The sequence below is a fragment of the Faecalibacterium prausnitzii genome (assembly GCF_019967995.1).
Lineage (GTDB): Bacteria > Bacillota > Clostridia > Oscillospirales > Ruminococcaceae > Faecalibacterium > Faecalibacterium prausnitzii_E.
The window spans coordinates 1213929-1237002 of the sequence record NZ_CP065377.1 but is presented as its reverse complement, the minus strand read 5'-3'; the positions used below and the strand labels follow the sequence as shown (position 1 = coordinate 1237002).

Annotated in this window: 28 protein-coding genes and 4 pseudogenes; 1 reads left to right on the top strand and 31 read right to left on the bottom strand. The window is 49.0% G+C overall.

Going from position 1 to position 23074, the window contains the following annotated elements; all coding sequences use genetic code 11:
* Positions 1–5 precede the first annotated feature (5 nt).
* From I5P96_RS06115 to I5P96_RS06095, 5 genes are all read right to left on the bottom strand, one after another.
* A complete protein-coding gene (locus I5P96_RS06115; RefSeq protein ID WP_008402238.1) occupies positions 6–845 on the bottom strand; it encodes an ATP-binding protein in 840 nt (279 codons plus the stop codon).
* Positions 842–1582 carry a phage replisome organizer N-terminal domain-containing protein gene (locus I5P96_RS06110; RefSeq protein WP_117568906.1) on the bottom strand — a complete coding sequence of 247 codons (741 nt, stop codon included), beginning with the start codon at positions 1580–1582 and terminating at the stop codon, positions 842–844. Before I5P96_RS06110 ends, I5P96_RS06115 begins: the two co-directional genes overlap by 4 nt.
* The gene (locus I5P96_RS06105; protein ID WP_006573562.1) at positions 1572–1766 is read right to left on the bottom strand and encodes a hypothetical protein; all 195 of its coding nucleotides are present in this window, start codon (positions 1764–1766) and stop codon (positions 1572–1574) included. Before I5P96_RS06105 ends, I5P96_RS06110 begins: the two co-directional genes overlap by 11 nt.
* Positions 1767–1940: 174 nt before the next feature.
* Entirely contained in the window at positions 1941–3560 is a 1620-nt protein-coding gene (locus tag I5P96_RS06100; protein WP_202191447.1) for a relaxase/mobilization nuclease domain-containing protein, read from the bottom strand.
* Positions 3532–3930: a plasmid mobilization protein gene (locus I5P96_RS06095; RefSeq protein WP_192919790.1), complete on the bottom strand. Its 399-nt coding sequence runs from the start codon at positions 3928–3930 to the stop codon at positions 3532–3534. Before I5P96_RS06095 ends, I5P96_RS06100 begins: the two co-directional genes overlap by 29 nt.
* Positions 3931–3973: 43 nt before the next feature.
* Here I5P96_RS06095 and I5P96_RS06090 point away from each other — a divergent pair, with 43 nt between their 5' ends.
* Positions 3974–4267, top strand: coding sequence for a hypothetical protein (locus I5P96_RS06090; RefSeq protein WP_181968636.1), 294 nt, complete (start codon positions 3974–3976; stop codon positions 4265–4267).
* 102 nt (positions 4268–4369) lie between these two features.
* Here I5P96_RS06090 and I5P96_RS06085 read toward each other — a convergent pair whose 3' ends face one another.
* The 26 genes and pseudogenes from I5P96_RS06085 to I5P96_RS05955 form a co-directional block, all read right to left on the bottom strand.
* The gene (locus I5P96_RS06085) at positions 4370–4795 is read right to left on the bottom strand and encodes a hypothetical protein (RefSeq protein WP_117823063.1); all 426 of its coding nucleotides are present in this window, start codon (positions 4793–4795) and stop codon (positions 4370–4372) included.
* 42 nt (positions 4796–4837) lie between these two features.
* Positions 4838–5035, bottom strand: a complete 198-nt coding sequence (locus I5P96_RS06080; protein ID WP_117465429.1) for a helix-turn-helix domain-containing protein — start codon at positions 5033–5035, stop codon at positions 4838–4840.
* Entirely contained in the window at positions 5013–5513 is a 501-nt protein-coding gene (locus tag I5P96_RS06075; protein WP_003533431.1) for an RNA polymerase sigma factor, read from the bottom strand. The genes I5P96_RS06080 and I5P96_RS06075 overlap by 23 nt, the downstream gene beginning before the upstream one ends.
* Positions 5514–5629: 116 nt before the next feature.
* Positions 5630–6334: a zf-HC2 domain-containing protein gene (locus I5P96_RS06070; protein ID WP_005946129.1), complete on the bottom strand. Its 705-nt coding sequence runs from the start codon at positions 6332–6334 to the stop codon at positions 5630–5632.
* A complete protein-coding gene (locus I5P96_RS06065) occupies positions 6327–6839 on the bottom strand; it encodes an RNA polymerase sigma factor (protein ID WP_118564522.1) in 513 nt (170 codons plus the stop codon). The genes I5P96_RS06070 and I5P96_RS06065 overlap by 8 nt, the downstream gene beginning before the upstream one ends.
* A 245-nt stretch (positions 6840–7084) precedes the next feature.
* Complete coding sequence (locus tag I5P96_RS06060; protein WP_044954258.1) at positions 7085–7225, bottom strand: Maff2 family mobile element protein; 141 nt, start codon at positions 7223–7225, stop codon at positions 7085–7087.
* A gap of 134 nt (positions 7226–7359) precedes the next feature.
* Positions 7360–8838: pseudogene (locus tag I5P96_RS06055) on the bottom strand (VirD4-like conjugal transfer protein, CD1115 family); the annotation flags it as partial.
* A 137-nt stretch (positions 8839–8975) separates the two neighbouring features.
* Positions 8976–10859, bottom strand: coding sequence for an AAA family ATPase (locus tag I5P96_RS06050; protein WP_071143481.1), 1884 nt, complete (start codon positions 10857–10859; stop codon positions 8976–8978).
* Positions 10856–12370, bottom strand: a complete 1515-nt coding sequence (gene mobQ / locus I5P96_RS06045; RefSeq protein ID WP_071143644.1) for a MobQ family relaxase — start codon at positions 12368–12370, stop codon at positions 10856–10858. The genes I5P96_RS06050 and mobQ overlap by 4 nt, the downstream gene beginning before the upstream one ends.
* A 214-nt stretch (positions 12371–12584) precedes the next feature.
* On the bottom strand, positions 12585–12920 hold the full coding sequence (locus I5P96_RS06040) for a DUF3847 domain-containing protein (protein ID WP_071143482.1): 336 nt from the start codon (positions 12918–12920) through the stop codon (positions 12585–12587).
* Positions 12921–13022: 102 nt separating this feature from the next.
* Positions 13023–13397, bottom strand: coding sequence for a hypothetical protein (locus tag I5P96_RS06035; RefSeq protein WP_072851246.1), 375 nt, complete (start codon positions 13395–13397; stop codon positions 13023–13025).
* Positions 13398–14258: 861 nt separating this feature from the next.
* Positions 14259–14437, bottom strand: a pseudogene (locus I5P96_RS06025) (rRNA adenine methyltransferase); the annotation flags it as partial.
* On the bottom strand, positions 14382–15119 hold the full coding sequence (gene erm(B), locus I5P96_RS06020; RefSeq protein WP_001038795.1) for a 23S rRNA (adenine(2058)-N(6))-methyltransferase Erm(B): 738 nt from the start codon (positions 15117–15119) through the stop codon (positions 14382–14384). The gene erm(B) and the pseudogene I5P96_RS06025, both read right to left, overlap by 56 nt.
* 124 nt (positions 15120–15243) lie before the next feature.
* Entirely contained in the window at positions 15244–15327 is an 84-nt protein-coding gene (locus I5P96_RS06015; RefSeq protein ID WP_001814874.1) for a 23S rRNA methyltransferase attenuation leader peptide, read from the bottom strand.
* Positions 15328–15375: 48 nt separating this feature from the next.
* Entirely contained in the window at positions 15376–15615 is a 240-nt protein-coding gene (locus I5P96_RS06010; RefSeq protein WP_000635249.1) for a peptide-binding protein, read from the bottom strand.
* Positions 15616–15748: 133 nt separating this feature from the next.
* A pseudogene (locus I5P96_RS06005) lies at positions 15749–16009 on the bottom strand (topoisomerase C-terminal repeat-containing protein); the annotation flags it as partial.
* A 295-nt stretch (positions 16010–16304) separates the two neighbouring features.
* Complete coding sequence (locus I5P96_RS06000; protein WP_071143484.1) at positions 16305–16916, bottom strand: recombinase family protein; 612 nt, start codon at positions 16914–16916, stop codon at positions 16305–16307.
* 70 nt (positions 16917–16986) lie between these two features.
* Positions 16987–17289 carry a hypothetical protein gene (locus I5P96_RS05995; RefSeq protein ID WP_071143485.1) on the bottom strand — a complete coding sequence of 101 codons (303 nt, stop codon included), beginning with the start codon at positions 17287–17289 and terminating at the stop codon, positions 16987–16989.
* A 154-nt stretch (positions 17290–17443) separates the two neighbouring features.
* Positions 17444–17638, bottom strand: a complete 195-nt coding sequence (locus I5P96_RS05990) for a transposon-encoded TnpW family protein (protein WP_071143486.1) — start codon at positions 17636–17638, stop codon at positions 17444–17446.
* Positions 17639–17717: 79 nt separating this feature from the next.
* Complete coding sequence (locus tag I5P96_RS05985) at positions 17718–19565, bottom strand: recombinase family protein (RefSeq protein WP_207732025.1); 1848 nt, start codon at positions 19563–19565, stop codon at positions 17718–17720.
* 49 nt (positions 19566–19614) lie between these two features.
* Positions 19615–19917 (bottom strand): annotated as a pseudogene (locus I5P96_RS05980) (conjugal transfer protein TraG); the annotation flags it as partial.
* Positions 19914–20378: a PcfB family protein gene (locus I5P96_RS05975; RefSeq protein WP_223383576.1), complete on the bottom strand. Its 465-nt coding sequence runs from the start codon at positions 20376–20378 to the stop codon at positions 19914–19916. The gene I5P96_RS05975 and the pseudogene I5P96_RS05980, both read right to left, overlap by 4 nt.
* A gap of 24 nt (positions 20379–20402) precedes the next feature.
* Positions 20403–20840 (bottom strand): DUF3846 domain-containing protein, encoded by a 438-nt coding sequence (locus tag I5P96_RS05970; RefSeq protein WP_223383575.1) that lies wholly within the window; start codon positions 20838–20840, stop codon positions 20403–20405.
* A 7-nt stretch (positions 20841–20847) separates the two neighbouring features.
* Entirely contained in the window at positions 20848–21297 is a 450-nt protein-coding gene (locus I5P96_RS05965) for a hypothetical protein (protein WP_223383574.1), read from the bottom strand.
* A 59-nt stretch (positions 21298–21356) separates the two neighbouring features.
* Entirely contained in the window at positions 21357–22286 is a 930-nt protein-coding gene (locus tag I5P96_RS05960; RefSeq protein ID WP_117554525.1) for a ParB/RepB/Spo0J family partition protein, read from the bottom strand.
* A complete protein-coding gene (locus I5P96_RS05955) occupies positions 22243–23070 on the bottom strand; it encodes a ParA family protein (RefSeq protein WP_223383736.1) in 828 nt (275 codons plus the stop codon). Before I5P96_RS05955 ends, I5P96_RS05960 begins: the two co-directional genes overlap by 44 nt.
* Between the last annotated feature and the right edge of the window lie 4 nt (positions 23071–23074).

The window sequence follows — 23074 nt, the reverse complement described above, 5'->3', positions numbered from 1 at the left end:
TCCTTTCATTTCATCAATTCTTTTAGTCTGTTCAGCTTGGCTTGCGCCGTTTCACGGCGGAAGTTTTCTCCCGTAAAGAGGATAGGGGCGCACATTTCCAAAAGGCGGTCATAAATCCGGGCATGGGCGGTGTCCAGCGGATTTTGCAGGCTGTCCAATGTCAGATTGGTGGTAACGATTAAGGGCTTGCGGCTGCGGTAGCGGCTGTCAATCACATTGTAGACCTGTTCTAAACCGTACTCTGTGCCGCGCTCCATTCCAAAATCATCAATGATAAGCAGAGGAAAACGGCAAAGACGCTCGATATACTCGTTGCGCCCCTCAAAGCTGGCGGTCAGGTCATTCAAAATCGCAGAGAAGTTCGTCATGCGGACAGCGACTTCCTGCTCCATGAGGGCATTAGCGATACACCCGGCAAAATAGCTTTTTCCTGTGCCGACCTTGCCCCATAGCAGATAGCCGATATTTTCCTCGCGCATGATTTCCCAATGCTCCACATAGAAGTGTGCAATCTCCATTTGCGGGCATTTCCCGTTGTCGTTGGCGAAAGTCCATTCCTGCATGGTAGGATTGGTAAATCCCCGGCGTTTCAAGTCCTCCACGGTGTCAAGGTGCTTTCTGCGCTGTTCGGCGGCTTCACGCTCCAAACGCTGGGCTTTCTGGCAGTCACATTCTGCCGGGTGGCGGTCACGCCCAAACAGGGCGGCTTGCTTTTCCGGGAAGTAGGCTTCTTTCGGAGTGTGACACTTGCCGCAGTAAAGCAGTCCGTCCTCGCCCGTGTAGTCCTCCGGCTGTGGGGTAACAGCCGCCATATTCAAAACTCGTTCTGTAAACAGATTACTCATAAGCTCTCGCCCTCCTTGCAGGTGTATTCGGGTATGCCCTTTTTCGGGGCAGCCTTTGCGGTATCGTCTGCCGCCCATCTGCGGATAGTGGCGGCGTGGTTTTTATATTTCTTGCCCGTGGACGCGATATAGCCGGAAAGCCGCTCAATGTAGTACGCCCATTTTTCGGGCAGCTCCGCTTGCAGTTCGGAAAGCTCCGTATCAGTCAGAAATACATTCTCATATCTGCCATAGCTGCGGGCGAGGGCTTGTCCCTTTAACTCTCCCTCTTTTTCTAACTCTATATCTATCTCTTTCTTTATCTCTATCTCTGGTGGACGAATGTCGGACAAATGTCCGCCATTTGTCCGCGGCGGCAAAAGTGCCTTATTTTCAAGCCTTGCGGCGCGTTTCCGTTCCGCTTCGGTAGAGGATTGACCGATCATCAGCTCGATGTCGGTCATATAAAGCAGCCCGCAGTCAAGCTGCTCCACAAGCCCTAACTGCTGGAAGATGGCTAATGCCCGTTCCACCGTCCCGATTTGGTGACGGGTCAGCGTGGCTATCATCTGGGCGGTATAGGGGATATGCTCGTCAAGCTGCAATCTGCCGCCATTTTTCAGCGATTTTAAGTACAGCTTCAAGAGGATATTGGAATACAAAATCCCGTCTTTCATGTCCTCCAACAGCACAATGGAATCGCTGTCGAAGAAGTTTTCTTTCAGTTTGAGGTAGTAATATTTGCGGTTATCTGCCATTGGCGGTGTCCTCCCTGTGTTTCCATCTCTTAGAGAAATACCGGGGGCAGAGGACGATAATCGCCCGGAAGCTCTGCTTGCAGCCGTGTGTGCAGCCCCGGCAAAGGTCATTGTAGGTAATACGGTTTCGGTGGTTGAGGAAAAAGCTCCATTCCAACCGCCGCTTTTTGCTCATGCGTGGCATTTCTCGCTCCTTTCTGCCGTTTCCGCTGGTATAAGCGGATAGGTCGGTAAAAATGTAGTTTCTCGGTGTCATTTTCGGGGATTTCCTGCGCTGTGCGCCCCGTTTCAAAGGTGGGCAGTATTGCGGATAGGGTGCAGGGCATATCCCCGTTTTGGTATCGTTTCGGGGCGGTTTTTAACGCTCATGTTCGTGCTTTTTCTCTCTGTCTTTCTCGCCTTGCAGGATTTGAGAAAGATTGCTTTTCACGGTATGCAGCTCCTTGACACGGGCTTTTTTCTCCCGGTATTCGTTGTAATGGGCGTTCTTTTCGGCGGTAAGCTGCTCGATTTCCGCTTGCAGGGCTTTATGGCTTGGCAGCTTGGAAACGCCATGCGCCCGAAAATAACGGGTGGCTGCGTCCGCTATGATAAAATCGCTTTCGTGCCGTTCCCGGTAGGCGCTGCGGGCTTTTTCCGTTTTCTGCGCTTTCAGACCGTCACGGGCAGGCTTGGTCTTGGCATAGGCAAGCACCTGTGTCTGAAGTTCCTTTTTCTCCCGGATAGCAGCGTCCAGGGCTTTCAGCTTGTCGGTGCTGTCCTGTAAATCCGCATTGGCGGATACAAGGGCTGCGTCCAGCTCCTCCGGCGAATAGGCGTACTGCCCGTAGGCGGCAACGGTAGCCGCCATTTGTTTCAGATTGTGGACTGCCGCCCAGCGGTCATAGCCCGCGCCCTTTCCCTCCGCTCGCTTCGCTGCCCGGTCAACCATGCGCTGAATACCGTCCTTTTCCGGGGTGGTTTGGACAGCTTTTTTGCCCTGCAAACGCTCCCTTATGTTGCGGGGGTATTCGGGTACGGTTGCGGTCTGCTCGGCGGCTCTGTGGGCGTTCTGTTCCAAAAGGGCAAGAACGGCAGCGCGGTCAAAATCATCTCCCAGCTTGCGGGCGGTAATGGGCTTTGTCCTGTCCGGCGTGAGGTAGGATAGCCGCCCTCGGCTCTCCTTGACAGTCACGCCCTGTTGCAAGAGAACGGCGGCGAACTCGCCATAGCTTGCGGCAGAGGACAGCGCGGTGCGTATGGCCTGCCGCAATTTTTCCTTGTCTGTTTCAAACTTCGTGGGCTTGGCTGGCTGCTCCTCGGCTGGCAAGGCGGCAGCTTCCTTGTCCAGCTTTACCTGCCCTTTCCGCTGCGCCCAATACTCACGCTCGGTAATGCGGCTTTTGCTGCCATGCAAAAGGTCGATTTGATAGAGATTTTCCCGGTGGCACAGCTCCATGACTTCGGCTTTGAAGTATTCCATCGCCGCGTCTGTGCAGCGGTGTTTGCACCCGGCGCGGGTGTCTGCCGGTCTGTCCATATAGGGCAAGAATGGAACTTCGGCTATCCGCAGAGAATTGATAACGATATGCACATGGATATTGCCGCTGTGGTTGTGTCCGTCCGGGTGGGTGCAGACAATGGCTTGGTGTCCGGGAAACTGCTTCCGGCAAAATTCCTCGCCCAACGCCTGCGCCCGGTCTACGGTCAAACCGTTGTCCACCGCGTCCCGTGGGTCAAAGCTGATAATGTAGTGGTGGCTTTTTACATCTTCCCGCTTCTGGTTCTTCCCATAGCGGAGATTGGAGCGCATACAGGCAACGGCAAAATCCTCGTCGCCGCAGTTCAGCGTGGCTATTCGATAGTCCTCCCTGAGCATGAGCCGCCCGTTTTCATCAAGGGTGGGCTTCATGGTAAACTCGTCATGTTCAAAGGTGAGGTACTGCTCGGCTGCGCCATAGTCCGCATTTTTAGAGCTGATATGTTTGAATGTTGCCAACAGCGTCACCTACCTTTCGCAGGACTTCAAACTTCAAGGCAGCAAGGTCAGAAATGGCGGCGCGGACTTCAACGGACAGGGCGTTGTATGGTGTGCCGTACTCGTTGAGGGCGCGGGCAATCTGATTGAGGTTGCCACCGATTTTTCCATATTCGGCGGTCAGCCTGCCAACGGCGGACAACAGTTCATCATTGGCCGGGGAAACGGTAACGATGGGGCGAATGGTCGCCCGTGTAATGGCTTGCCGGATAAATTCGGCTTGGCTCATGTCATAGTGTTTCAGCCGCTCGGTAAAGTCGGCGTATTCTTCCTCGGTCATGCGGGTTTTGACCACATGGCAGCGGTGGGGCGTGTTGTATTTTTTCTTCAAGCGTTGACCTCCTTTCTCGCCCGACAGGGCGCATGAGCAGGGTTTGGGGAAGGCACTCCCCAACAAGATTTACCAAAGGGGGCAAAACCGCAGATATGCGGATTTTGGCACTGTGGTAGAATCTTGCTCTAAAAAACTACCGCTTTCCTCGGCGGCTCTGGTTTGCGGATATACTGGCTTGCTCCACCAATATAGCGATTGCGGCGGCGTGTTCTGCCCGCTGTTCACCACTACAACGGTGAAAAGGGGGCGTTTTGGCAAACGCACGGAAATTTTTTTGTTTTCCCTATCTGCTCCCTACAACAATCCGGTGGTGTGGTTTGCCAAAGATTTTTGAAAATGGGCGCAAAAAAAGCAGTAAACCTTTTCAAGATTTACTGCTTATCTGCCGCTGTGATGGGCGGCGGTATTAAATTGTCAGCCGTTTTTCAAATGGAATTTATCTGCAATCGCTTTCTTTCCGCTTTCCAATTCCTTTTCTGTAATCTTCCATAATCCTAACGCAATGATCTGCTATCTTTTGCATTCCGAGATCTTCAAAAAAGGCAATTTGTATTTTCATCAGTTCTTCACAAACAGTCAACTTCTGCTCATCCATATTGCTAATAGCAAGCCATGGGAACGCTTTATATTTCTTAGTGTCCCCAATGAGAAAATTGTACCCTATCAACTCATTTTCACGGAAAACGAAATAGAATTGTGGGCCTGAACCTGGAACTGACTTTTCCATAATTTGCTGCATTGTTCTCACGCCGCCGTATGCCGGAAAAAAACCTATTCGCTCAAGAGCATTTAATATGTCAATCCTTTTATCTGTGGGTATGTCTCTATAATTGATAATCTGTTCCATTTGCTCTACCCTCATTGAAGTTTAATTTGTCAGGCTCTAATTATACAACTTTTCTGTTTAGCGGTCAAAGCGGAACTTCAACAGGCTTTCTATCAGTTGCCTGACGATATGCTCCTGCACATCCGTGTTAATCTGTCCGTCCATTTTCGCACAAGAGCGGACATATCCCGCATAATGGGATAGGACGGCGGCAACAGCTTCCGGGTCGCCCTCGCTTGCCTTAACGATTGTCTCATAGGGAAGTATCTGGCTCATAGGACAAACCCTCCAACTCTGCCCGTAGCCGCCGTAAAATCATCTGAATACGCCGCCCGGTTGTGTTGCCAGCCCGTCCATATCTCCGTCCAATCTCCCTATGCGTCAATCGTTGGAAGTAGTACAAGAAAATGATTTCCTGTTCCATCTGTGATAGTGCGGACAGGGCTGCGGCAAGCTCTGGACTTTCCAAAAGCACCATCTGACCACAGACGAAAAGCGGATAGCTGGTCATGCCGGATTGCTCCGCAAAGTATTTATCTGTGGTACTGAATGGATAGTGTTTTTCTTCTATCAGATATTCAAGCGAGATTTCCCGCTTGCGGCGGCTCCGTATGCTCCGGGCTGCGTCTATGGCAGCGTGGCGAATAACAGTCTTGCAAAAGGCATCGTGTGTATGCCGGATATGTTCTTGATACTTTTCGTGTTCGGTCATGGAAAATCCCCCTTTCTGAATAATGGCAGAGGGCGGCAGCATCTTGTGCTGTCGCCCTCTTGATTACCGAACAGCAAAGACGGGCGGGGCTGTCAACGGCGGCGCATTTGCGCCGTTCATCTTGACCGTTGACAGGCTCGGCTGGGTTTGCTATCTGCTCACGGCAATTCACTCTCATTGATAGGAATTGCCTCAAGTTCCGTATTCAAATTGTTCCAATAAGAGCCGATATCCGCACTTGTGAAATACTTAAAACCGCCTGCTGCTGACTTCAATTCGCCGTTTTTAACCCCATAGCAGGCGTAAATCAAATCGTAGCTTGTTCCATCTGAGAGGTTAAATCTAAAGCTGGTCACATCTGCTCCGGCAGTTTCCTCAGTCGTTTTGTCTTTTAGGGATAAGCCCTTGAACTTATCATACAGGGTCTTTATATCATTTTCAGCAACAACTACTTTCTTTTCTGCTGATGCAGGCACTCCGTCATAGTGGTACATTTCAACGTTTTCGACATCTTCAACCTCAAATGGGAAGTCGATTTTGACAGGCTCATAAGCAATGTTTATAGGTAACAGAAAGAGAGCTGTAAAAATTGCAATGATACAAAGAGCGATGGAAACGAGAACAGCAATCGTTATCTTTTTTCTGCCTCTCTGCTTTTCTTTTGCCTCATGGCGCATAATAACGCTTTCGCTTTCTTCGTGAAGAACATCTTCGCTCGTGTGAGAAAGCAATTTCTGATAAATTGCGTTACAGTCAGCACAGGCGTTCAAATGCTCTTTTACCATCTCTGCGCTTGCTTCGCTGCAAGCACCGTCAACATACAGCGGAAGAATATCTCGAACAATATCGCATTGTTTACTCATGCTTTTCATCCATCCTTTCTTGAATTTTTAGCTTTGCACGATGATAAGTAACTCTCGCCCATGATTCTGTTTTTCCAAAAATTGCAGCGATTTGTGAAAAAGATAGTTCCCCGAATACGCGAAGCTGAAAGACTTCTTTGTATGGTTCTTCGAAACGGTGAAGAACGAGGTGTATGCGGAACGCCATGTCAGAATCTGCAACTGAGTTCTCAACATTTTCATTTGATGGCAAGTCATTGATTTCACTCACATCAGCTACTCGCTGACGGCTTCGCATTTCATCATGGTAAAGGTTTTTTGCTATGGAGCAGAGCCATGTCAATTCATCTGACTTACCTTTGAATTGTGATGTTGTAGAAACAGCCTTATAGAATGTGTTCTGCGTGATTTCCTCTGCTATCTCACGATTTTTGGCAAGAGAAATAGTATACGAGTATACCTGTAAATAGTAGGCTTTATAGAGCTTTTCATAGTCCATACTTGTCATCACCTCCTTCAGCTTCATAGGTTAGACGGAGAAATCGGAATTTCGTTACAAAGAAGTTTGAAATTTTTATACCTTTACGCTACTCTTGCTTTGTGCGGACTATTGGTAGACGCGCATTAACGGCAAGTAAAGAGATTGCTGTGTCAGCTTGATATGTTCAAATGCTAATTAAGTATAGCATACAGCTATAAATTTTTCTATTGCGTTCCCCTGACTTCGGAATAGTGGCAGGGCTGGCTATCCTTGTTTTGCTTTGTGCTTCTCTACCGTACATGAGCATTGGAGCCGGGGTTGTCGTTACCATAACCTTCCAGCAGGTTGATGGCACCCCACACGCCGAGACCGGCACCCAGAGCGACAACCAGAGTCTGAAGAACTTCGATAGCAGAGTTAAAGAATTCCATAGTCGTTTCTCCTTTATAAATGAAAGTTGTAGACCGTCCGTACACACCTGAAGCCGTTGTTGTTAAGCCGCAAACTGCGGCAAAGTGAGCTTGCTGGTGTACCTCTCCGGTCAAAAATAAAACCGCCTACCGGGTCAGGCAGACGGGAGCGAATCAGCGTCCACCACGATGAACTCATCACCGGGGTGGATCTTTTCTTTGCGGTTCAGATATTTTTCAATATCGAAGGTGTTTTTTGGGTCGTAGTCGGAGGTCAGCTTGTAGTTGGGATGCTGGGTCAGGTCGTACTTGTCAGAAAGAAACGGTCTGACACCACGCAACTGCAAAATGCACTTGCCGCCGTCCAGCACCGCCAGCTCATCCCGGCTCAATAATTCGTGCCCCATCTTCTGGAACGTAGTACCATAGCTGGGGCTGTTGCCACGGGTGTCTGAGGTGTTGAACGCATCAATCGTTTCCTTGCCCAGCATTTCAGACAGGTCTTTCAGGGTGGTAGGTTCGGAGCCGCCGAGGAAAATTTGAGAATCCATGTTGCCTACGATGGTATCTGCGTTGTCCTTGTAGATAGCTTTCAACTGGCTTCTCGCCTGTAAAACAAGGCAGGCGGAGATCTCACGGCTGCGGATAGTCGCCACCAGCTTTTCCAGATTTGGAATCTGCCCGATGTTGGCGCACTCGTCGATGAGACACCGCACATGGACAGGCAGCTTGCCGCCGCACACATCATCTGCCTTGTCGCACAGCAGATTGAAAAGCTGGGTGTAGACCATGCTGATGAGGAAGTTGAAGGTGCTGTCCGTATCACTCATGATGAGGAACAGCGCTGTTTTCTTATCGCCCAACGTGTCCAGTTGCAGCTCATCGTACATGGTGAGGTCACGCAGTTCCTGAATATCGAAGGGCGCAAGCCGTGCGCCGCAGGAGATCAGGATGGATTTTGCGGTCTTGCCGGCAGCCAGCTTGTAAAGTTTATACTGCCGCCCGGCAAAGCTGTTGGGCTTCTTTTTTGCCAGTTCTTCAAACAGCAGATCCACCGGGTTCTGATACTCCTCGTCATCCTCCAACACCTGCATGGTGTTGAGCATTTCCAGCAGAGTAGCGAAGTTTTGCTCCTCCACCGGGGCTTCATAATGCAGATAGGCGATCAGGGCGGTCAGCAAAAGACGTTCACTTTTCTCCCAGAAGGGGTCCCCGCCGGACCCTTCGCCCTTGGTGTTGGTCATCAGGGTCGTAACCAGCTTCAGAATGTCCTTTTCGCTGTGGACATAGGCGAAGGGATTGTAGTGCATCGACTTTTTGAAGTTAATGGTATTCAGGATTTTCAGCTTGTAACCGTTCTTCAACATTGCGTTGCCACATTCAAGAACGATAGTTCCTTTCGGATCGGTGACGACATAGGAGCTGTGGCACTGAAGCAGATTCGGTTTCAGCCAAAACCGCGTCTTACCGCTGCCGGAACCGCCCACTACCAGCACGTTTTTGTTTCGGGCGTTCTTGGGGTCAGGCGGGCGGTTGGACATCATCAACCGTTCTGTTTTAGTCAGGATGATGTTGTCGGCAAACTTAGAAGCCATGAACGGCTCAATGTCCTTGGCATTGCCCCATGAAGCGTTTTGTCAAGTGCTTTTCGCAATTTATTGACGCAAAACAGGATTTTTTCAAGAGAAAAGCCCCATGCGGTCAACATGGGGCGAGTTGATAAAGTGAAAGTGCGAAAGTGCAAGGTGCAAAGGCTCTGCGTTTTGCACTTTCATTTTGCAGTTTCGGGCGGCTGCTTCTTCTTGATGAAGTTGTACCATTGACTTCCAACGCGCCTTGCGCCCAATATGCCGCCCATGCTGCGCTTGGCATTTTGTACCGTTCTTTCGGATATTCCGGCTTCGGCTGCCGCCTTGACAATATCCTCGCTTGCCATTTCCTTACCGTCTGCAAGTAAATCGAGTATCAACCTTTCCGCTTGCTCGGTCTTGGTTTCGGTGTTGCCGCCTGTGCCGGACAGCAGTTCATCAGCGGTAATGTCATATTCGCCTATCCATGAAAAGCCGCTTTCCGCGCCCAACGAAAACGCCATAGGCTTACCCTCCGGTGCAAGGGAAGATTTGTCGTGAATGATAACGCGCACATTCGGCTCTCGTTTCACGCGCCCTATGAGCAGCACACTACGAGCGGCGGCTCGGAAGTCGATAGAGCCTAATCCCCGGTATGCGCTCTGACCTCCGGCAGCTTTGTTCAAGTGCCCGATAAGCACAACGGCACACCCGGTACGCTCTGCAACTTCGGCAAGGCGGCGAAAGATAGGGCGTATTTCGTTTGCCTTGTTCATATCCGTTTTTTCGCCTACATACGCCTGTATGGGGTCAAGGATTATAAGACGCGCCCCGGTCTGCCGGATTGCCCTTTCTATGCGTTCATCGGATAAGGACAATTCCTGTTTGCCCTCGTCAATGACAAGTACCCGGTCAAGGTCTGCGTCCGCTTCCATAAGGCGCGGCTTGACGGTATCGCCCAAACCGTCCTCTGCGGTCTGATAGATAACATTAAAAGGCTCATGCTCTGCCATAGCCGGAAAGGGCTTGCGGTTGGTACAGGCGGCGCAAAGGCGCAGGGCAAGGGTGGTTTTTCCCTCGCCGGGGTTGCCCTGTACGATTGTTACCTTTCCAAAAGGGATATACGGCTCCCATAGCCATTCAACGGTCTGTGTGTCAACCTCGCTCATGCGGATAATTTCAACGGTTTCTTCCTGTTGCGGCTCACGCAAGCCATAGACAGCTTCGCGCAGATATTTTCCGTCTGTAATTTCCTCTTTACGCTGTAAAACCTCGTTCCAGTCTTTGAACAACGGTACAAGGCGATTGACGGTGTAGCCTTGGGGGATAATGCTGTTAAGGCGGCTGCAAGCGTCTGTCCCGGCTTTGTCGCTGTCAAGGCAGAGATAGACGGTCTTGATATTCGGACGGTCAGAGAGAAAACGCAGCAGGGCTTTTTCACTCACGCCGCCCAATGACAGATAGCTTTGTTTCTGCCATTCCTTTTTGAACAGGCAGAGGAAAGATAACAGGTCAATGGGGGCTTCAAAGACAAAAAGCCTTTCGCCCTCGCCCCGGTAGCAGAAGTTAAAAGTCTTGTCGCTGCCTTTCACATCAAGCCGGAAGCTGCCCACCGTTCCCCGTTGGTGGGCATATCTCGGTATGCCGCTTTCATCTCTGCCGACAAATACGGCGTTATGGTGGGCGGCTTCCTCGTAGAGATCGCCGCAGGAAAAGAAAAAGCCCGACACATCTTCATCAATGCGCCGGGCGGCTGTAAGGTAGTTCCTCGCTGTTTGGTTGTCGGGGCTTTTGGGTGGTAGTCTGAATTGCAGATAGACGGGTGGGGGTGCTTCGCCCCGTTCGCCTATCAGCATTTCAACGGCTTCAAGAAAACTTTTGCCGTAAAACTCCATGACAAAATCAATCGGACCGCCGCCTTTGCTCTGGCTGTGCCGATACCATCTGTTTTCTCTGACCGTCAAGCTGTCGTGCCGTTTCCAACGGTACTCCTGTCCGGCGCGTTCAAGCTGTTCGCCCTGGGCTTGCAGGAATGATACAAGGTCGGTCTGATTTGCCCGGTCAATCTGTTCTTTGGTGTAGGTCATAGGGAAATATCCTCCTTTTTGCGTCTTGGTGTTTGGTGTGTCTGTTCCTGTGTGCGCTGCTCGGCTTGCTCTACAATATCAATGCACTTTCGGATTTGCTGTAACTCCTTAACCTCGCTGCGCTTTGTTTTCAGTTCTTCATATTCGCCTGTGGATTGGGCTTTCAGTTCGTCAAATTCTTTCTGCCACTCGGACACCTTGAAAGACTTTGTACCCTCCGGCAGATTTGCGTGCAGGAAACGGTTGGCGGCGTTCCAGATAATGAGGTCGCTTTCGTGGGCTTGCTCAAATTTTTCTCTCTTTTTGCCCCATCCGTTTTTCAGCGTTTTCAGTTCATCGTGAATGGGCTTCAAGCGGTTGTAGTTGCTGCCATGCTCGATAAACTTTTCCAATGTCCTCATGCGCTTCTGCTTGGCAACAACGCTTGTATTCAGCCGCTTTGCTTCTTCATCAACAGAGGAAAGGGCAGCGTCCAAATCTTCAAGGGTAGCAATGCCCTTGCTTTGCAGATAGACAATCGCCTTGCTGATTTTTTGCAATTCCCCGGCAGTATGCTGTTGCTGCCAGCCCTGTGAATACTTCCGGCTTTTCTCTCGTTCAATGCTCAAATACCTTGTAAGCAGCGTGGCAATATCGGGAGAGTGCGGGGCAGCTTGCAGTTGCTTCTTAGCGGCGAAAACCTCCGCAAGCCATTCTTTCAAGCTGTCGATATAGCCCCGGATTTCCCGCATAAGTCGGTTGGTCTTTTGTATCATGCGGTTGATTTCTCCCTTGTCGGTGGCTATGCCTTTCTTCTCCATTTGGGAAGCTGCAACACCCATGTGGACGGTGGGGAGTTCCTCAATACCACGCTCTGCATGGCTGCGGTGGTCGATACGCTCCGCGCTGCCGCTTCGCTCTAAATAGTCGTTGGCAAGGTCAGCCCACGCCTTGCGCCATAGGTCGGCGTTCTCCTGCCTGTTCCAGTCCATAAGGTCAACCTTGCGCGTCTTGTATCTGCCGCTTGGCAGCTTTACGCGCTCCCCATTTTCGTCAAGGACATATTCCTTTTTTGACTTCGCCGCCCATGTGCCTTTTTCATCAAGGGGGCGCATAGTCAAAAGGATATGAGCGTGTGGGTTGCCGTTGCCTGTGTCGTGGATATTGAAGTCGGCGCACATTCCTTTGGAAACAAATTGAGAGGAACAGTATTCCCGGACAAGGCGGGTCTGTTCCTCTCTTGAAAGTTCAACAGGTAGGGCGATTTCGATTTCCCTCGCAAGCTGTGAGTTATTCGATTTTTCGATTTGCTCCACGCTGTTCCATAGAATAGAACGGTCAGAGAAAGAGGGTGGGGCATGGGGCGGCAGCATGATTTCAGAATGAACAACGCCGCCTTTTCTTGTATAGTCGTGGGTCAGTCCGTCCCACTCGTTTGTCAGCTTCTCTCCGGCGCGGTAGGCTGCTGCGGCTACGGCAGATTTGCCCTTTCCCCGGCTGACAATCTTAATGCTGCAATGGTAGATTGCGATAGTATCACCTCCCGATACGGTCAACAAAACCCCATGAAAGTGAATAGCTTGCAAAGCAAGGTGTTCGCTTTCGTGGGGTACACAAAAGGGTAGACAGCGCAAGCTGTCGCAGGGAAAGTGTAGGTTTCCCTGTCGCGGCGCAAGCCGCCAATCTCTGCACAAGGCAATAATGCCCGGTGCGGAGATAAAGCCCTCGGCAGAGCGCACACGCCCGTTAGGGTGTATAAGTGCGCCCTTGTGTGCAAGGGTAATTCTTCGGTGTCGCTTCTCCGGCTCGTTTTCTCAAAAACTCCTGCGCTTTGTCGCTGAAAACCGCGGTGTAGAGGAAGTCGCGGGCTTCCTGTTCTGACATATCAATGAGTGCCGGGACAAGGCTTTCAAGGTAGCCGCCCCGCGAACAAAGACGGTGGTTGCGCTCCTTGCGCTTCTCAATGGCAAGTTTGCGGTCAAGCATTTTGTTCCTGTTCTCATACTGCCGGATTTTCTTCTGTGTCAGTTCCATTTCGGCGTTACATTCCTCGATGGTGGTCGGTGGTTTTTTCTTCGACATGGTAGCCCTCCTTTTTGATTTTTAGTAAAAGAAAAGGGCGGCTACTTCGGTTTGGAAATAGTCGCCCTGTTGGGGAATTATGTTATTGTTATTTGAATAATATTATTCTGCCGCGTCTGTGTTACTTTTATCTGCTTTCTTCATTTTCAAGGAGCCCAAAATAAAGACAGCTCCGAAAATGAAACAAAGGACAGACCAGATAGCAAGGTCAGAGAAGCTACCGTAATTTACAATTCCCAGCAGTCCGCCCAACAGATAGAATACTCCGGCAACAATTCCGCCGCCTTTGCTCTTTCGGGTTGCTACTCCAACGATGCCTGCAATCAGCATACAGAAAGCAAGCAACATTCCTGATGTTCCGCTTACTTCGCCGTTATCTGCTAAAGCATTTCCTAATCCGGCAGCGCAAGATTGAAAAGCTACTAAAACAAATAAAACCATGCTGATAATTCCGATTACTAATTTTGCCGTTTTCATGTTGCACACCTCATCTCGTTACGGATTTAATGTAATTACCTCATTTGCAAAATCTTCGCCCATAAAATCATCAGCATCGTATGCTCTAAACAGGACTTCGATTTCTTCCACTTCGGTAATTCCGTTTTCCTCTAAAGTTGTATCAGACCATGCCATAGAACTAAATGCACATTTTCCGGCAGAAACAGAAGTTGCATAGAATGGGTCTGCCATAAAGCCGTTTACAGATGCGTCATCAACGCTGAACATTACCGTTTTGTCTGTCTTGTTCAGCAAGAACAGATTGGCAGTATAGCCCCATATCTCATCATCTTCATAGCCTGTTACGATAACAGTAACATAATCATTATCGATAATCACATTATCAGTAGCCTGTGCTTCTCTCACAAATGCAACAGCGTTTTCTTCTCCGTATGGATAGACATGGATTGTTTCCTTTCCAACAGGGTCAGCAGACCAATCATTGCTATCATACACCTTGAAAGTCAATTCAATATCTGTGTATTCAACAATACCATTTTCCTCAAGAGTATCGGTGCTAAAGTTGATTTCTTCGTTAGCCTTTTTGCCAGCAGCTACCTCGCTTGCAAACATTGGATCGCACTGAACACCATTGATGGAAGCACTCTCGACAGAGAACATATAGGTTTTCTCTGTGGACTTGTTTTCAAGCTGTGCTTTCAGAGTGTAGCCCCACATATTATCGGGGTCGATTTCGGTAATTTTTACCGCACACTCTGCGTTGTCAATGGCAACAACTTCCTCAAATACGATTTGATTTTCGGTGTTGTCGTTTTCGGTGCTTTCTTCATTTTGAGAAGAAGCGGGGGCATCGTCAGATGCGTCAGGTGTCGCTTCTCCGCCACAAGCTGCAAGAGATAGCACTAAAGCAAGCGAAAGAAGCAAGGTTACAAGTTTTTTCATTCCATTCCCTCCGTTATTAAAAAGTGTAACTTTCCAAATTTAAAAAAGCGACTCATAGAATTATTTCCTCCCGTTAAATAATAGATAACTATTAAAAATAGACAATACTTGCTCATAAGTAATGGTACTTAAATTGTTTACTTTGGCGTGTTTCATTGCTTGATGAAACTGATTTTTAGTAAACAGTTGACGATATTCTCGATTGACCCATTTTGAAACAAAGTACGTATATAGCTTCCAATATTTATCTGGAACATCTGTGGTATGGCGGGTAAGTTTTATTAAGACACTGTTTACTTTTGGTTTAGGATGAAAGCATTCCGCTGGCAGCTTAAGCAATTGCTGAATCGAGACTTGAGTGTGCAAGAGCAACCCTAGTGTTCGGTGAATATCCAAGGTACGCTTGTAGAATCCTTCTTCAACAATCAGATAGATGTCAGACGCACGGCTTTCAAAAACCACTTTTTTAATAATTTGTGTGCTTAAATGGTAAGGAATATTCCCAACAATTTTATACCTCTGTTTGTTAGGGAATTGAAACTGTAGAATATCTTGGTGAATTAAAGTGACACGAGTATTCAGTTTTAATTTTTCTGACGATAAGTTGAATAGATGACTGTCTAATTCAATAGACGTTACCTGTTTACTTATTTTAGCCAGTTTCGTCGTTAAATGCCCTTTACCTGTTCCAATTTCGTAAACGGTATCGGTTTCTTTTAAATTCAATTGTTTTATTATTTGGTTGAGTACTTTTTCACTCGTTAAAAAGTTTTGAGAATATTTTATATTTTTGTTCATATAATCTCTCCTGAAGTGATTACATCTATAAACAAATACAGAAGTTAAACGATTTGTTTGTAATTTTAGTTATCTGTTTAAAAAGTCATAAGATTAGTCACTGGTAGGAATTAATCTAACGTATTTATTTATCTGCGTAATCACTGTTTTTAGTCTGTTTCAAAACAGTAGATGTTTTATCTACATTACGCATTTGGAATACCAACATGACGAATCCCTCCTTCTTAATTACAAATTTTTAGCATCTAATTTAACTTCAATTCCTATTATACAAAATTTTAAGATAATGCACTATCAACACACTCTTAAGTTTGCTTCTAAGTCTTATTTCCATAACTTCTTTTACGTTTCCGCCATTCTTTGCTGTTTCGATTTTTATGATATGGTGCAAGTCAGCACGAACACGAACCGTCTTATCTCCCATTATATCTTTTTTTGCACTGATTGGTGTATCATTTCGTTTTTCTTTTTGTGCGCCTAAATTTCCCACAATCACTCACTTCTTTCTATTTCTTCTTATTCTTATTTTATCATCAACAATCACAAATCACTTGTGATTTGTGATAAGTGATTTGTGATAAGTGATTTGTGATTAATATATAAAAGCCCTCTTTAAAGGGCTTTTATGTTTATTTTGAGAAAGATATAAAATCAATATATCCCTTTTCCCCAATTTTTACAACGGCATTGTAGGGCTTTTTCTCTTTGTTTTTGATTCCTTTTACCAGGGTTTCTTTTCCCTCCAGTAATTCTTTTACATTCGTTTTGGTTAGTTTTTTCTTTCTAAAATGTTCAGCTAAAGCAAACTTACATTCAGGATAATTTGAACAACCATAAAACGATTTTTTTAATACAATATTGTTGCCACACTTAGGACATTTTCCTACAAGGGGTCCCGAGCGCTTAGTGGGAATTTGTACCCCTTATCGATACAAATTCCCCGTAGGCGCTAGGGACCTCTTTAGCTTCTTGGAAGCTGTCAGTAGTATATCTAATAATTTATCTCCATTCCCTTTAGTAACGTGTACTTTCCTGTAAACGCATTTTATCGACAAATTAGCCGGGATATAAACGAATATTTACATTTCAAGACTTGAAAAACGCCGTCTGAAGAAGTATAATATTAAATACCTATAAGCAATAGGCGGTTTACAGGAAAGTACACCTTTCTGTAAAACCGCCTATTTACAATAATTTGGCTTTTTCGTAGATTTCTGCCCGGTAGCGAAAGGTCGCAAGGGGCATACCACACTCTTTTGCGGCTGCTGTGCCGGTAATTTTCCCGGCACGCCACCTCTGATAAACAGCATGAAAGTTATCCGGCAAGGGGCGTGGTGGTCGCCCAAAGCGCACACCCCGCGCCTTTGCTGCCGCGATACCCTCTGTTTGCCGCTGTCTGATATTGGTGCGCTCGTTTTCTGCCACAAAGGACAGCACTTGAAGCACAATATCCGAGAGAAATGTTCCCATAAGGTCTTTTCCCCGGCGCGTATCAAGCAGGGGCATATCCAAAACCACAATGTCAACGCCCTTGTCCTTTGTGATGATACGCCATTGCTGTAAGATTTCTTCATAGTTGCGTCCCAGACGATCTATGCTCTTGATATAGAGCAGGTCGTCTTTTTTCATTTTTCTAAGCAGCTTTTTGTACTGTGGACGCTCAAAATCTTTGCCGGATTGCTTATCCATAAAGATATTCTTATCTGAAACGCCTACCTCGCGTAAGGCGATAAGCTGCCTGTCCTCGTTTTGTTCTCTTGTGCTGACACGCACATAGCCGTAAATGCTTCCAGTCAATTTTTATCCTCCTGTTCGTTTTACATAGACATCAACCGTCCTTACCTAATAATTTTACTGTATCTTTGTGTCATGGCTTGCTTTTCCCGGCTGAAATACCATGCTTCTTTGCATAGTCGCTTGCCGCCTGTCTGCGTTCCTCGCTGTATGGTGCGGTCAGACGGAAAGAGAAGCGTCCCTTTGCAATCTCAAACTCCATACAGCCCGTTTCCGGGTCGCTGTCGGTCAGCTTACAGACAGAGGGGAAGCGGCGGCTGTACGCGGTCAGCCTGTTCTTCAAGTCGGTGTTGTGGGTGCGGATATGGATAAGGGGGTCTTTCTCGTCAAACCAAATATCGGTGGTCTTTTCCTGCTTTTTCAGTCCTGTTTTCATAAACTCTCCTTTCTGCGCCCCTGTTACGCAGTAGGGGCATTTTTCGGGTGTTTTCTTCGGCTCTTGACTTGGGAAAAACGGCGTTTTTTCAATAGAAAATGCTCTGGCGATACATTCCTCGTCCAGAGTGCTCCAATCGTCAAATATTCCGTTTTTACGGCTCTTGACCGTCAGACGCAGAAAAATGCGAATAGTCGGCAAGTATCGCTTTCAGCAGCTTGTCGCGGAATGTTTCTGCGCTTCTGTGATTGAAAAACAACTCCGCAACGATGGTCTGTCCGTTCCGCTGTGTTGTGATGATACCATCCGGCTGCTTCTGCGCGGTGGTTGTGGTTTTCTTTTCTGTCATTGGGTCACTCCTTCCTTTGGGTGCAAAAAAAGGATTTCCCATAGTTGGAAAATCCCTTTCTGCTGTCGGTTATTCTGTTTTACGATACGGGCAGCGCAGCGGCTTGCGCCTTTCGCTTTGCCCGATATTCCCGCGCCTTGATGCGTTCATACTCCCGGCGTTTTTCAAGGTTTTTCGCCCGGTATTCCTTTGAGTAGTTCCGATGATAAGCGCGGCTCTTTTCCTTTTGGGCTTCTTCGATTTTCTCCCGCATTTGCCGGATTTCTTCCTCTGTCGGCTCTGCAAGCTGTGTCAGTTCGTTTTCAAACTTGCCGATATAGCTGAAATATATCCCGATATGCTGAACAGCTTGTTTTGCCCTTTTCTTATCGCGCTCATGCACTTCAATTCTGCTGATAAATTCATTGAGAATGGCGGGGGTAAGGTCGGTAAAGGCGGCGTAGCGTTCTATCAGCTTCAAAAACTTATGCGCCCATCCTCCTGCGTCCTCAAACGCGGATAACTGTTCTTTGAGTTCTGCAAGTTCCGCTTTCAGCGTATAGTATTCCTCCGAATATTTCTGTGACATTTGCTCGTATCGGTCTTGTGGGATAGCACCGAGGGCGTTATCCTCGTAGAGTTTATTCAGCACCTTGTCAATCTGTTCAAGGCGTGTTGTAATTTGCGGAATACGCTTCTGCTGTTTTTTGCTCTTGTCCGTCTGCTGCATATCAAGGTTTTTTCGGACTAATGCTTCAAATTCCTCCCGGTTGCTTATGGAGTATTCTGCAACTTTTTTCAGAACATCCGCGATAGTCTGCATGACTAAATCAGCGTCTATGATGTGCGGGGAATTGCATTTGGGATTTTTGGCTTTGCCCTTGTGGTACTCGCTGCAAAAGGCAACATGACGCTTGCCGCCGTTCCTGTAATCTATGCGAATGTGCATTTTTGCGCCGCAGTCTTTACAGAACATCAAGCCCGACAAAGGGTGGATTTCTCCGTCCCCGTTAGGGCGTCTGACAGGCGCGTTTTCCAAAATCCGCTGTACGGTTTCAAAGTCGGCGCGGTCGATAATCGGCTCATGCACATTCTCGGTTATCTGCCATTCGCTTTTATCTACATAGTGGTTGCGCTTGTCCCGAAAATGCTTTGTGGTCTTGAAATTGACAACATCACCACAATACTCCTGCCTTGTGAGTATCTTGGTTAAGGTTGCTTTGTTCCATTTATAGCGATTTTCCTCGTTCAGCGGTCTGCTTTTCGCTGTCCCTCTGTCGTGCTGTTTGAGGTAGAACGTAGGCGTGAGGATTTGCTCGTTTTTGAGATATACGGCAATTTGGTTTCTGTTCTTCCCGCCGATAAACAGACGGAAAATCAAGCGTACCACTTCGGCGGCTTCCTCGTCGATTATCCAAAAATCCTTGTTGTTCGGGTCTTTCATATATCCGTATGGGGCTTCGGTGGCGATGGGTTTGCCGCTTGCACCCTTGGTCCTGATACCCGTTTTTACTTTCTTGCTGATGTCCTTTGCGTACCACTCCGACATGATATTGATAAAGGGCGCAAACTCCAATGTATCGGGATTGTCGCTGTCTATGCCGTTATTGACCGCGATAAAGCGGACATTGTTCCGTCTGAATACCTCCATTGCATTGCCGACTTGGAGATAATCACGCCCCCAGCGCGTCAGGTCTTTCATAATGCAGACGCCTATTTTTCCGTTTTCCACATCCTCCATCATGCGGGAATAGGCAGAGCGGTCAAAGAACCTGCCGCTTTCGTCATCGTCAATGTAGTGCCGGATATTGGTTAATCTCTGCTGTTGGGCGTACCGTTCCAGAAATGCCTTTTGGTTTACAATGCTGTTGCTCTCGCCGCCATCTCTGTCCTCGTCCCCGACGGAAAGGCGGGAGTAAAGGGCTGTAATTTTATTATATTCGTTCATGTGCATACCTCCTGCGTCCACATAGTTTTCCTTACAGTTAAGATTATGCACCACACCGGGCAGAGCCGTACTCCATGCCATGGCGGTACTTTTTGGCGTTTTTTCCACGCAAATAGACGGCAAGGCGCAACCCTGTGCCGCAACACAAGCCCACCAGCAAATCCAGCGGATGCAGGCTTGGCAGCGGGTTTGCAAATGCCACCGGGATGGTGCCCATCATGGACATGATCTTATCGCCCAGTTCCTTGCCCTCAGCAAGCCGCCATGCTTCACCAAAGTTCGTTGCCACCAGCCCCAGCAAAAGATAGGGCAGATACAGCGCCAGCAGCTTTGTCAGCTTTTTCGTGGTCACAGCCCCCGCTCCTGTTCCTTGTGCCGGACTTTGCCGGGGAGTTCTGCCGCTGCCTGCACCAGCTCCTGCAATCGTGCCAGCACCGAGGGTCTTTTGTCCTTGTTCAGCAGGGATGCCGAATATTCCTTGAACGCCGAGTGAAAGGCTTCTGCATCCGGGGCTTTGAAAAAGACCAGATACCGGGGCGGCACCTCGGAGGTGTCCTTGCGGATGGCGTAGTCGATGCCGTACTTTTTGGCGTAGCGTTCCAGACCACGGATGCCCGTTTTGCTGATCTCCACGCTGGACACACCCCGGTTTTGCCGCAGAAGAGTGCGGACGCTCTGCTTGCCTTGGGATACTTTGGAATGGTACAGCTGAAACGCCACCTTTACCGCCCGGAGAACGGTCCGGGCAGACAGCTTCGTGGTGGAGATCATAATGTTGAATGACTTTTGTTCGATTTCTTCCTGCACTGCCATCACCTCCCGTGCAGCAGGGTGATTTTAGCGGTCATGCTCTGCCGGGGGCTTGGTGCGGGGCTTTTCTGTGGGCGGTTCATCGGGCACCGGCAGCACCAGCAGACGGTTGCCCAGTTTCAGAAAGGCTTCCGGCTGATGAAAAAGCTGCTCGTACTTCTGCGCCAGTTCCGGGGTCAGGGATGCAAAATCCTCCTCGCCCAGCCCCACCACCAGAAAGGTTCCGGCAACGGCGTCATACATCTGCCCGTCCTCGTCCCGCAGGGCACGGTTCAACGGCAGACCCATGAGTTTGCCCTCGTCATTGCAGATGATAGCCACCGGGTCTGCAAAGGGGTAAACAGCATCAACCGAGCCGCCCACTGCCTGCTGCAAGGCTTTCAGGTCGTTATCAATCTCGACCTGCTGCGGACGCTGTCCCGGCGCAATTTTCAGCACCGACAGGGTGTTTTCATTCTGTTCCATTCACACCTCAGTCGATGCAGATGCAGGTCAGCTTCTGCCCATCTGCCATCAGGGTGGTGCTGTGGCTTTCCAGATAAGTCTGAAAGCGGTAAATATCCTCCACCGTCAGGGATACGATGGTGCTGTGCCCATCGGTGCGGTAGAAGATGACCGGACCGGTCAGGTACCGCTTGCCTGCCAGCTTGAGGACCTGCGCCGGATTGTAGCTGATAAACAGCGGCGCGCCCTTCACGGTGATCAGAGCATCATCCTCGTCAAAACAAGGCAGAACGGAAGGGGCATCCTCCTCCATGATAATGGTCAGCTCCATGTCCGGGCCGATAGCGGCAAGGTACACATCCCTGCCTGCTGCCTCGGTCAAACAGGATGCCGCCTGCTTCAGCATGGTCAGAATGCTCACATCCACCGTGATCTGCGGAGCATGGGGTGCGGAGTGAAAAGGAATCGTGTTGTTCATAGGCGTTACCTCCAAATTTTTGCAAACAAAAAAGACCCCATGGGGTCTTGCGTTACGGGTCAGCGCTCGTTGCGGCGCTGCTGTTTTTTCTGCCACGCATCCAAAAGCTGGATGATCTTCTCCTCCATCTGTTTGGGCGTGTAGCTGCGGGGGAAATACTTCCGCAGGGTCTCGTTTTTGATGGTCACGGTGTCTTTCTCGCTCTTTTTCTCCTGTCCCATCACATCAAAGGCTTTTTCGTAGCTGAACGCTCCCTGCTGTGCCATCTTTTTCAGTTGCTGCGCCTGCGATAAGGACGGCGCATTCTGGGTGTCCTGCATGGCTTCTAAAAAATCCCGCTGTTGGCTTTCGTCCAGATAGGATAGCTCCACAGCGGGATTGAAGGAGATCTTCTTCTCGTCTACCATGTCCAGCAACTCCGGGATAAGGTTGGTCAGACGGATAAAGCGCTGGACATTACGGGCACTTTCGCCGGAATCTTCTGCAAGCGATTCATCTGCCCGGAACTTCGTGCCAACTTGGCACGAAGTTAAATCTGACCTAGCACCTTGATTTTTTAGAGCTTCCAGCTTCATTTTGTAGGCAAAAGCTCGTTCGCTGGGCAGGATGTGTTCACGCTGTAAATTGGAATCCACCATCAATATCACGGCAGCATCGTCCGACATCTGCCGCACGATAACCGGCAGGGTGTCCAGCCCGGCAAGTTTCGCCGCATACTGACGGCGATGCCCGGAGATGATCTCGTAGCCGTCACCGTCCGGGCGAGGTCGGGCGATCAGCGGAGCCAGCACACCGTACTGTGCGATGCTCTCCACCGTCCGGGTCATGGCTTCATCGTCCAGCACCTTGAAAGGGTGGTTGGTGAAGGGGTGCAGCGCATCAATGGGAATCTGCTGTACCTGTTCCCGCTGTTCTTCCTGTCTGTTTTCCTCGGTGGAGAACAGATCATCTAGCCCTTTCAGAGCTAAGTTTCCGCTGTCGATTGGCATCCGCCAGCACCTCCTTTGCAAGAGATTTGTAGGCTTCTGCCACCTTGCCCTTTGGGTCATAGGCAAAGATGCTCTTGCCTGCGGCGCTGGTTTCCGCCGCACGGACTGACCGGGGGATGGTCTGCTCAAACACCTTTAGGTGTTTTCCGTATGCCTGCCGGATCAGATTGCTGATCTGTTTTCCGTAGTTGGTACGGCTGTCGGTCATGGTCAGCAGGATGCCCTCAATTTTCAGCTTGGGGTTGATCTGCCTTCTGACTTTTTGGACGGTCTGCAAAAGCTGTTCCAGACCTTTAGCCGAAAGATACTGCGCCTGCACGGGAATCAGGGCAGTATCTGCCGCCGCCAGTGCGTTGATGGTGAGCATCCCCAGCGAGGGCATACAGTCCAGCAGAATAAAATCGTACTCCCGTTTGGCACTGTCCAGCACCTGTTTCAGCATCTTTTCCCGGTTCATGCTGTTCACCAGAGCCACTTCCAGCCCTGCCAGTTCGATGTTCGCCGGAATCAAATCAACACCCTCTGCATGGTGTAAAATGCCCTCGCCGGGCGGAATGGGCTGGTCGTTCATGGCTTTTGCCATCAGGGTGGAAAGGGTGGTGGGCAGTTCATCGGGCTGCTGCCAGCCCATGCTGATGGTCAGGCTGCCCTGTGGGTCAGTGTCCACCAGCAGAACTTTCTTGCCCTCCATCGCCAGCCCGATGCCAAGATTTTCACAGGTGGTGCTTTTCCCAACACCGCCTTTTTGATTGGTGACTGCAATAATCGTAGCTTTCTTTGCGATAACA